At 67.3% G+C, this 8,789-nt stretch carries 9 protein-coding genes; 1 reads left to right on the top strand and 8 read right to left on the bottom strand.

The window, feature by feature from the left end:
- Window positions 1-1,397: HNH endonuclease signature motif containing protein (locus tag EEJ31_RS09490; protein ID WP_148040158.1), on the top strand; the 1,397-nt coding region annotated here is incomplete at its 5' end.
- 11 nt (window positions 1,398-1,408) lie between these two features.
- Here EEJ31_RS09490 and EEJ31_RS09485 read toward each other — a convergent pair.
- From EEJ31_RS09485 to EEJ31_RS09450, 8 genes are all read right to left on the bottom strand, one after another.
- Window positions 1,409-1,888 (bottom strand): aconitase X swivel domain-containing protein, encoded by a 480-nt coding sequence (locus tag EEJ31_RS09485; RefSeq protein WP_123046067.1) that lies wholly within the window; start codon window positions 1,886-1,888, stop codon window positions 1,409-1,411.
- Window positions 1,869-3,152, bottom strand: coding sequence for an aconitase X (locus EEJ31_RS09480; protein ID WP_123046056.1), 1,284 nt, complete (start codon window positions 3,150-3,152; stop codon window positions 1,869-1,871). The genes EEJ31_RS09485 and EEJ31_RS09480 overlap by 20 nt, the downstream gene beginning before the upstream one ends.
- Window positions 3,152-3,862, bottom strand: a complete 711-nt coding sequence (locus EEJ31_RS09475) for an ABC transporter ATP-binding protein (RefSeq protein WP_123046055.1) — start codon at window positions 3,860-3,862, stop codon at window positions 3,152-3,154. The genes EEJ31_RS09480 and EEJ31_RS09475 overlap by 1 nt, the downstream gene beginning before the upstream one ends.
- Entirely contained in the window at window positions 3,849-4,640 is a 792-nt protein-coding gene (locus tag EEJ31_RS09470) for an ABC transporter ATP-binding protein (RefSeq protein WP_123046054.1), read from the bottom strand. Before EEJ31_RS09470 ends, EEJ31_RS09475 begins: the two co-directional genes overlap by 14 nt.
- The gene (locus EEJ31_RS09465) at window positions 4,637-5,692 is read right to left on the bottom strand and encodes a branched-chain amino acid ABC transporter permease (RefSeq protein ID WP_123046053.1); all 1,056 of its coding nucleotides are present in this window, start codon (window positions 5,690-5,692) and stop codon (window positions 4,637-4,639) included. Before EEJ31_RS09465 ends, EEJ31_RS09470 begins: the two co-directional genes overlap by 4 nt.
- Window position 5,693: 1 nt before the next feature.
- Window positions 5,694-6,587 (bottom strand): branched-chain amino acid ABC transporter permease, encoded by an 894-nt coding sequence (locus tag EEJ31_RS09460; protein WP_123046052.1) that lies wholly within the window; start codon window positions 6,585-6,587, stop codon window positions 5,694-5,696.
- 94 nt (window positions 6,588-6,681) lie between these two features.
- Window positions 6,682-7,866, bottom strand: a complete 1,185-nt coding sequence (locus EEJ31_RS09455; RefSeq protein WP_123046051.1) for a branched-chain amino acid ABC transporter substrate-binding protein — start codon at window positions 7,864-7,866, stop codon at window positions 6,682-6,684.
- 214 nt (window positions 7,867-8,080) lie between these two features.
- A complete protein-coding gene (locus EEJ31_RS09450; RefSeq protein WP_123046050.1) occupies window positions 8,081-8,755 on the bottom strand; it encodes a GntR family transcriptional regulator in 675 nt (224 codons plus the stop codon).
- Between the last annotated feature and the right edge of the window lie 34 nt (window positions 8,756-8,789).

Here is an 8,789-nt window from a genome sequence, read left to right as displayed (position 1 = left end):
CCGCGACGCTGCTGGAGACGGTGCCGGTGGGGACGGCCGGCGGGTTGAACGACGAGCAGGCGCTGCGCTTCGCGGGGGCGGTCGAGAAGCTGGGCCGGCTGGTGGACGCGCACCGGGTCGCGGTGGCGTCGGATATCAGTCACCGGTCCCGGCCGGAGCTTCTGGAGAAGAAGCTCTCCACGCGGAAGGGCTGCCGCAACGAGGTCGAACTCCTCGAGCGCGTCACCCTGGTCTCCGGGGCGACGGTGCGGCGAAGGCTCCGGCTCGGCAAGAACTTCCAGCGCGGGATGACCCTGACCGGGGAACCGATCCCGGCGGCGTTCCCCGTCATCGGCGCGGCGGTCGCGGCGGGGGCACTGGGGTTGGATGGGGCGGACGCGATCATCACCGTGCTCACCCCGGCACTGCCGCGCGTGCACCCCGACCAGCTCGGCCTGGCCGAGGCGGCCCTCGTCGCCGCCGCGACCGGCACCACCGAAGACAGCGGGGAAGACAACGGGGAAGACAGCGGGGTGCCGGTGTCCGCGGACCTCTCCCGCGTCCAGGCGGCCCTCTGGCTGGCGCACCTCGACCCCGACGGGGCAGAGCCCCGCGAAGTACAGGCCATGCAGAACCGGGGCCTGCGCTTCGGGCGGGAACACGGCGGCCTGATCCCGGTGACGGGGATGCTGATGCCCGAGACCGCCGCTGCCGCCAAACGCGTCATCGACGCGTATATGAGCCCGCGCACCGCCCCGGTCGCGTTCATCGACGAAGAACTCGCCGCCCGCGGTGAGACCCGCGACCCGGGTGACACGCGCACGCCCGACCAGAAGCGGCACGATATCTTCGCCGTCATCGTCGCCACCGCCGCGAAAGCCACCGAAACCCCCACCATCGCCGGAGACGCCCCCACCGTGCTGGTCAGCGTCCGCCAGGAAGACCTGGCAGCGAACCGGGGTGTGGGTCACATCGACGGGGTGGAGACACCGATCTCGATGGACGCGGTGCGGCAGATGATCTGCGCCGGCGGACTCCAAAAAGTCGTCCTCAAGAAAAACGGCAAGATCGTCGAACTCGGCACGAAGGAACGCACCTTCAACCGGGCCCAACGCCGCGCCATCATGCTCCGCGACGGCGGCTGCATCATCCCCGGCTGCGACATCCCCGCCGCGTGGACAGAAATCCACCACGTCTGGCCCGACCGGGACGGCGGACCCACCCACACCAGCAACGGCGTGTGCCTCTGCTGGTTCCACCACCGCACCATCGAGACCTCGGGGTGGGAGATCCGCATGATCGACGGGTCACCACAGATCAAAGCCCCGCCCTGGATCGACAGAACCGGACGATGGCGACCCGCCACCAAATCACCCACCCGCCTCACCGACCAACTCGAACAGACCCACAACGCGTAGTTGTTCCGCGGCTACCAGCTGACGGTCGCCTGGCCGGGCTCCGCGCGCACGTCCACCGGCCCGGATGCGGGCACAGCGGCGATCTCTGCAGCATCCATGAGGACGATGGGAAGTCGCACCTGATACACCTCCGCCGCCGCGATGGCGCCGAGGGTCAGGATGGCGTCGCGCGTTCCGAGGAGGATCGCAGCCGGCGCGACCCCGGCGCGGATCTGCTCGGCCAGCACGCTCGACGACGAGCTCGACCCGCGCGACGCCGTCATCACCAGCACCCGCCCGGCGATCGAGATGCCGTGCTGCGGGTGGTGCACATCGATGATGCGCCCGGTGGCGAGGTCGGTGCCGCCCCAGAGCGACAACGGTTCGTCGAGCCGGAGCACCTCACCGCTGCCAGCGCCGACGCAGAGGGTCTCGCCGGTCACGCGCGCCGGCGCATCCGCTGCGGCCGTGTGGCCGTCATGCTCACCGGTGTCACTCCCAGGCAGACTCATCACGCACCACCTTCCCGGCGCGCGCTGACGCGACGCATTCCTCAAGCGTGCCGAACACGACATCGATGCCGAGGTTCCCCGGTGCATACCAGGCCCATTTGCCCGACGTCGTCATGGCGGTCCGCACCGATTCGGAGAGGATCGGCACCAGATAGGTGCAGGTGTCGACCACGAACCGCGCGCCGGCCTGCTCACACACCTCGGCGTAGCCCTGTTCCTGGGCCGCCGCGAGCACCGCGCGCGATGTCGAGATCCACACCTGGCAGCCAGGGTCGAATGGCACGCCATCGTCCAGCACCTCTGCGAGCTTCGCGAACTCGGTGAGCGAGAAGTGCGGTGTGCCGAGCGACACCGCGTCCAGTTGCCCGCCCACCCCGGCTGCGGTGGTGAGTTCATCGCGTGCCGCCCGCAGGGCATCAGCGGTGATGGCCACCTTGCGGGTGCCCGGCACCGGCCACGCCACTCCGGCGACAACGGCCTCCGGCGTCGAGCCGGCCACATGGAACAACGCCACCCCACCGCTCGACGCAGCGGTCGACCCGAGCGCTTTGAGCCGGTCCTCGTCGACGAACGCCGGGTCGATGCCGGTGAGAATGCAGACCTCTTCCGCGGCCGCGCGGCCGACGGCGAACCCGAGTGCCGCCCACGCGGCATCCGTTGCCAGCACATGCGCCCCGATCGCGGAGCAGTCGATCTCGAGCGTCGGCACCCGATTCGCCGGGACATGCAAGCCGATGAAGGGCGCACGACCCGTGATGGCGGCCGCGATGTCCATGAAGTCTCCGTAGCGGGCGGTGCGGGCTCCGAGCACCGAGTTCGCGAAGACGATGGCGTTGGATTCCGCCCAGGCGATGTCCGTTCCACAGGAGGGGCGTGAGGAGATCTGGTAGGGAGCGCATGTCCACGTCGCCCGCGCCCCCAGCGCCACATACGCGTCCATCAGCCGCCGCGCCGGCCCCGCCTCGGCAGCCTCAAGGCGCACCAGGCCCGGATGCAGGAGGTCGAGCGAGCTCACGTTCAGCGTCGTCGGCACCGCCACCGTGGCGCCGAGATGCACCAGCTTCTCGGCGAAGTCCAGTCCGGCCTGGCCGTGATACAGGCATCCGTCGATGTGCGCGGACGCCACGTCGATCAGCCGCGGCGCCTGCGACAGCCGGGCGAGCGCCACGACGATGCGCATGGCCATCGCCATGCCCTCGCCCCAGCTGCCGTCAAGCTTCGCCTCATCCTCGGGAGTGAGGTGCAGGGCAACGGATGCCGCCATCAGGCACCGAGATAGGCGTCGATGATCCTCGAGTCGGCCATCAGGTCGCGCGCGCTGCCCTCGATCGTGGTGGCGCCGCCGTCGATCACATATGCGCGGTCGGTGACCTTGAGCGCGGCGCGGGCGTTCTGCTCCACGAGCAGCACGGTGGTGCCCTGATCGCGGATCTCGGAGATCACCTGCATCACCTGGTTGACGATGAGCGGCGCGAGCCCCATGGAGGGCTCGTCGAGCATGAGCATCTTCGGGCCGGCCACGAGCCCCCGACCGATGGCCAGCATCTGCTGCTCGCCGCCGGAGAGGGTGCCGCCCTGCTGCGTCCGGCGCTCGGCCAGCAGCGGCAGCAGCTCGTAGACCCGCTCGATGCGCTTCGCGACGAGACCGCGTTCCTTCACGAGGTAGCCGCCGAGCTGGAGGTTCTCCAGAACCGTGAGGGTGCTGAAAATCCGGCGCCCTTCGGGAACGTGGATGAGCCCCGCCGATACGACGTTCCACGGGTGCGCCCTCGTCACGTCCTGGCCGTTGAAGGCGACCCGGCCCGCGTGCGCCCTCACGAGCGCCGACGCGGTCGAGAGGGTCGTGGTCTTGCCGGCACCGTTGTTGCCGAGCAGGGCGACGATCTCCCCCTCATCGACACGCAGGTTCATGCCGCGCAGCGCTTGCACCTTGCCGTAGAACACCTCGACATCGTCGAACTCAAGCATCGCCATGCGAAGGCACCTCCTCGTCGTCCTTGCCGAGATACGCCTCGATGACCGCCGGGTTCGCCTTGACCTCGGCGGGCGTGCCGTCGGCGATTTCGCGACCGAAGTTCATCACCACGATCCGCTCCGACAGTTCCATCACCAACCCCATGTCGTGCTCGATCAGCACGATTGCGGTGCCCAGCTCACGGATGCGCCGGCACAGTGACAGCAGAACCTGCTTCTCCGAGAAGTTCAGTCCGGCCGCCGGCTCGTCCAGGAGCAGCAGGTCGGCCTTGCGCGCCAGGGCGCGGGCGATCTCCACCTGCTTCTGCTGGCCGTAGGAAAGGTTACGGATGGGCACGCCGCGCGGCCCGCGGTAGCCGACGAAATCGAGCCAGTGGTGCGCTTCGTCGCTGTAGCGGTTCTCGCTTCGCCGGAACCGGGGCGTGTGCAGGATGGCGTCGAACCAGCTCTGACCGCCGTAGAGGTGCATGCCGGCGCGCACGTTGTCCAGCACGGTGAGGTCGGGGAACAACCGCAGGTTCTGGAACGTGCGGGTCACCCCGGCGGCCGCTATGTCAGCCGGGCGCTTGCCGGTGATGTTCTGGCCCTTGAGCGTGACCGACCCGGCCGTGGGCTTGTAGAAGCCGGTGATGCAGTTGAAGGCACTGGTCTTGCCGGCACCGTTCGGGCCGATCACCGCGATGATCTCCTTCTCGTGCACCGAGAACGACAGCCCGTCGACGGCCTTCACACCGCCGAAGCCGATCTGCAGGTCTTTGACCTCGAGCACAGCGGTCATCGGATGGCCTCCTTCGGGGGCGCCGGTTCGGATTCGGTGGCCGCCTCGTTGGGAGCCGGTCGCTCAGGTTCGAACCCGCGCGCCGGCCAGAAGCCCTGCGGCCGGAACACCATGACGACCACGAGCAGGATGCCGAACGCGAGGTACCGGTAGTCGGAGAGGTCGCGCAGCAGCTCGGGCAGCAGGCTGATCACCAGCGCGCCGATCACGACTCCGCGCATGTTCCCCATGCCGCCGAGGACGACGGCCATCAGCACGAGCGCCGACTGGAGGAAGACGAAGCTCTGCGGTGACACGGCCGTGAGGTGCGCGGCGAAGAGGATGCCGCCGAAGCCGCCCCAGATGGCACCGAAGATGTAGGCCATCAGCTTCACCTTGTAGGTGTGGATGCCCATCGCCTCGGCTGCGTCTTCGTCCTCACGCACGAACCGCCAGGCCCTGCCGAGCCGCGATTTGCCGAGTCGGGCGGCCGCGAGCACGAACAGCGCCACGACGACCACGGTGACGTAGTAGAAGATCGCCGGTTCCTGCAGGTCGATGCCGCCGATCTCAAGCAGCCCCGGGATGCCGAAGATGCCCGACGGACCGCCCGTGATGCTGAGGTTGTTCGCCGTGATGCGCGTGATCTCCCCGAAGCCCAGCGTGACGATCGCGAGGTAGTCGCTGCGAAGGCGGAGCGTTGGGGCGCCGATGATGAGGCCGGCCAGGATGGTCATCACGATCACCGCGGGAATGGTGAACAGCAGCGGCAGCTGGAACGACTTGGCGACGATGCCGGCCGTGTAGGCGCCGACCGCCATGAAGGCGATGTATCCCAGGTCGAGCAGGCCGCAGTACCCGACGACGATGTTGAGGCCCGAAGCGAGTAGCACGAAGATCGCCGCCGTCGTCATGACGTTCAGCGCGTATGGCGTGGCGATGATGAACGGCATGAGCAGCGCGATCGCGAACGCCACCCATCCGATCTTCGGGCTCTCCATGAAGCGTGAGAGCTTGGCGCCGGCACTGTTCGAGCGCGGGCGGGTGCGGGTCTTGTCGACACTGGTGCTCATATCAGACACGCTCCGTAACGCGTTCGCCCAGGATTCCGGTAGGCCGAAGGGTGAGGAAGAGGATGAGCACACCGAAGGCGAAGACATCGCGCCACTGGCCGCCGAACCATTCCGACCCGAATGCCTCGACGAGGCCGAGCACCAAGCCGCCGAGCATGGCGCCCTTGATATTGCCGATGCCGCCGATGACAGCCGCCGTGAACGCCTTGAGGCCGATGATGAAGCCCATGAGGAAGTCGATCTTGCCGTAGTACGCGCCGGCCATCACGCCGGCGGCTCCGGCGAGCGCGGAGCCGATGAAGAAGGTGCGCGTGATCACGGCGTTGACGTTGATGCCCATCAGGAGCGACGCGTTGCGGTCGAGGGAGATGGACCGCATGGCCCGACCGGTGGACGTCTTCTGAATGTAGAAGTTCAGCAGCACCATGAGCGCGGCCGCGATGAGCATGAGGATGATCTGCGGCAGAGAGATGCGGGCGCCGAGCACGTCGAAGACGTCGCCTTCGAGTCGCACCGGGAAGGCCCGCGGGTTCGGCCCTGCGATCGCGGCCACCCCGTACTCCAGCGAGAACGAGACGCCGACCGCGGTGATCAGCACCGCGAGCCGGGGTGCCCCGCGCAGCGGCCGGTAGGCGAGACGCTCGATGAGCACGCCCGCGCCGCCGGTGAGCAGCATGCTGAGCATCATCACGACGATGAGCGCACCGATCGAGAGCGACGCCGGGATGCCGCCGAAGGAGGTCAGCGCGGCGAAACCGATGAACGCGCCGAGCATGTAGATGTCACCGTGCGCGAAGTTGAGCAGTTTGATGATGCCGTAGACCATGCTGTAGCCCAGCGCGATCAGGGCATAGAACGAGCCGACGAAGAGGCCGTCCCAAAGTAGTTGAGTCATGCGTCATCCATTCGGAGCAAGGGCGTTTCGAAACCAGGGCGACGGATGCCGCGGCCGGCGCGTGTGCGCCGGCTACGGCATCCGTCGACTCGGATCAGGAGGCGAGGTCGTCCGCGAGGACGAACTTTCCATCCTTGACCTGCAGGATCACGAACCCACCGCTGGACAGCGTGTGCTCGGGGGTGAACTTCAGCGGGCCGGAGAACATCTGGAATCCGTCGATGCCCTCGAGCGCCTTGATGATGGCGTCACCGTCGGTGCTGCCGGCCTTCTTGATGGCTTCGGCGGCGAGGCGCACCGCGTCGTAGGACTGCGTGGAGTACGGGCCAGGGGCCGATCCGAACTTGTCCTTGTAGTTGGCGATCCAGTCTTCGGCTCCCTTGATGGTGTCGGGGGTCTGGGTCATCGTGGCGTACACGCCATCCGCCCCGCCGGCGATCTTCACGAGCGATGCGTCGACGCTGCCGTCGGCAACCATGATGTCACCCTGGAAACCGGCCTTCGTCAGCTGGTTGATGATCAGGCCGCCCTCCTGGTAGTACCCCGTCCAGTAGACGAGGTCGGGCTTGGCCTGCATGATGTCGCGCACGACGGCGGAGTAGTCGCTCTCACCGGCGGTCACCGAGGTGCTCAGGACGACGTCGATCGACCCGTCCTCCTCGATCTGCTTCTTGGTCTCGGTGTTGATGTCCTTGGAGTAGCTGGTGTTGTCGTCGACGATCGCGACCGTCTTGTAACCCTGCTTCTTCATGAACTTCAGGGCAGCGGATGACTGCTGCTTGCCGGTTCCGTTGATCAGGAAGACGTTCTTGGCGTTCTGATTCACCAGGTCCTGCGAGTTCGCGGCCGGGATGATCATCGGGATGCCGGCCTTCTGGAAGATCGGGATCTCCGGCAGGGTGGCGCCCGAGCAGTAGCCGCCGACCGACACCACGGCGCCGTTGGAGACGACCTTGTTGGCCGCCGCGACGGACTGCTGAGCGTCACAGGCCTCGTCTTCGACGAGGAGCTCGAGCTGGCGACCGTTGACGCCGCCGTCCTTGTTGATCTCGTCGACGGCCATGGTTGCGCCGTTCTTCATGTACTCACCCGTCGGGGCGCTGCTGCCCGAGATGGGGATGACCATGCCGAGCTTGATCGGGCCGCTCTCGCCGCCGCTGGTGCTGCCGGTGTCATCGCTGCCACCTCCGCCCAGCAGGCCGCCGCTACAGCCGGCCGTGCCGAGGGCCACCGCTGTCGCGATGCCCAGGATCAGGGTGCTACGTCGTGCGAAGTTCATTGTCTGCCTCTCCTTTGATGGTGACAACCGGGTAACACTATCGCGTCGCCACTGCCTTTACGTTACTGGCAGTCGGCGTTCCAATAATAGGTGACATATTACATTCTCGTCACATTCGTGCGCTGCACTCCCCGCGGACGGCCGGATCCGTGCACGTCAGCGGGATCATCGACTGTTTTCCCCGCATCGCTTCCCTTGGGCTGTGGCGAGCAGGTCAGACGGATGCCGCGAGATGGCTCCCGGCCCACCAGCCCACGATGTGCTCCAGGTGGTGCAGCGTCAGGGCCTCAAGACCTTCGCCGTCGCCCTGTTCCAGGAGGTCAAGCATGCGGTGGTGCTCCCTCGCCGACTCGGGCAGCTCAAGACTGTGCGTCATGCGGGCGAGGTTCACCATGCGCGTCTGGGTACGGAGCTCGCGCACCATGTCGACCAGCCGCGCGTTCCCGTACTCCGCCAGCAGCCCGAGGTGGAAGTCGCGGTCGCGCTCGATGAACCCGGTGAGGTTCGCCTTTTCGGCGTGCATGGCGATCTCGTCGGCCATGGCACGCCATCTCGGGAGCGTCTCGAGGGGGAAGCTGCCCGCGAGCGCTCGCATGGCCGGCGCCTCCAGCATTTGGCGGAGTTCGATGATCTCGCGCAGGTCCTGCTCGCTCACGTCGGTGACACGGAACCCCTTGTTGCGAACGGATGCGACGAAGCCGCGTTGTTCGAGGTCGAGCATGGCTTCACGCACCGGCGTGGCCGACACGGCGAACTGGGCGGCCAGGGTGGGCACGGACACCAGGGTGCCGGGAGCGAGCTCACCCGAGATGATCGCGTCGGACAAGGACTCGCCGATGCGGTTCCGCAGGCTCAGCACCTGCTCCACCTTGCGGATTGCCTGTGCCATGGTTCTCCTCACTCCTCGATAACGATGCGGCTGC

It is taken from the genome of Cryobacterium tepidiphilum, assembly GCF_003716325.1.
GTDB lineage: Bacteria > Actinomycetota > Actinomycetes > Actinomycetales > Microbacteriaceae > Cryobacterium > Cryobacterium tepidiphilum.
Note: the sequence above shows the minus strand (reverse complement) of the source record. Positions and strands in the feature narration are given on the sequence as shown.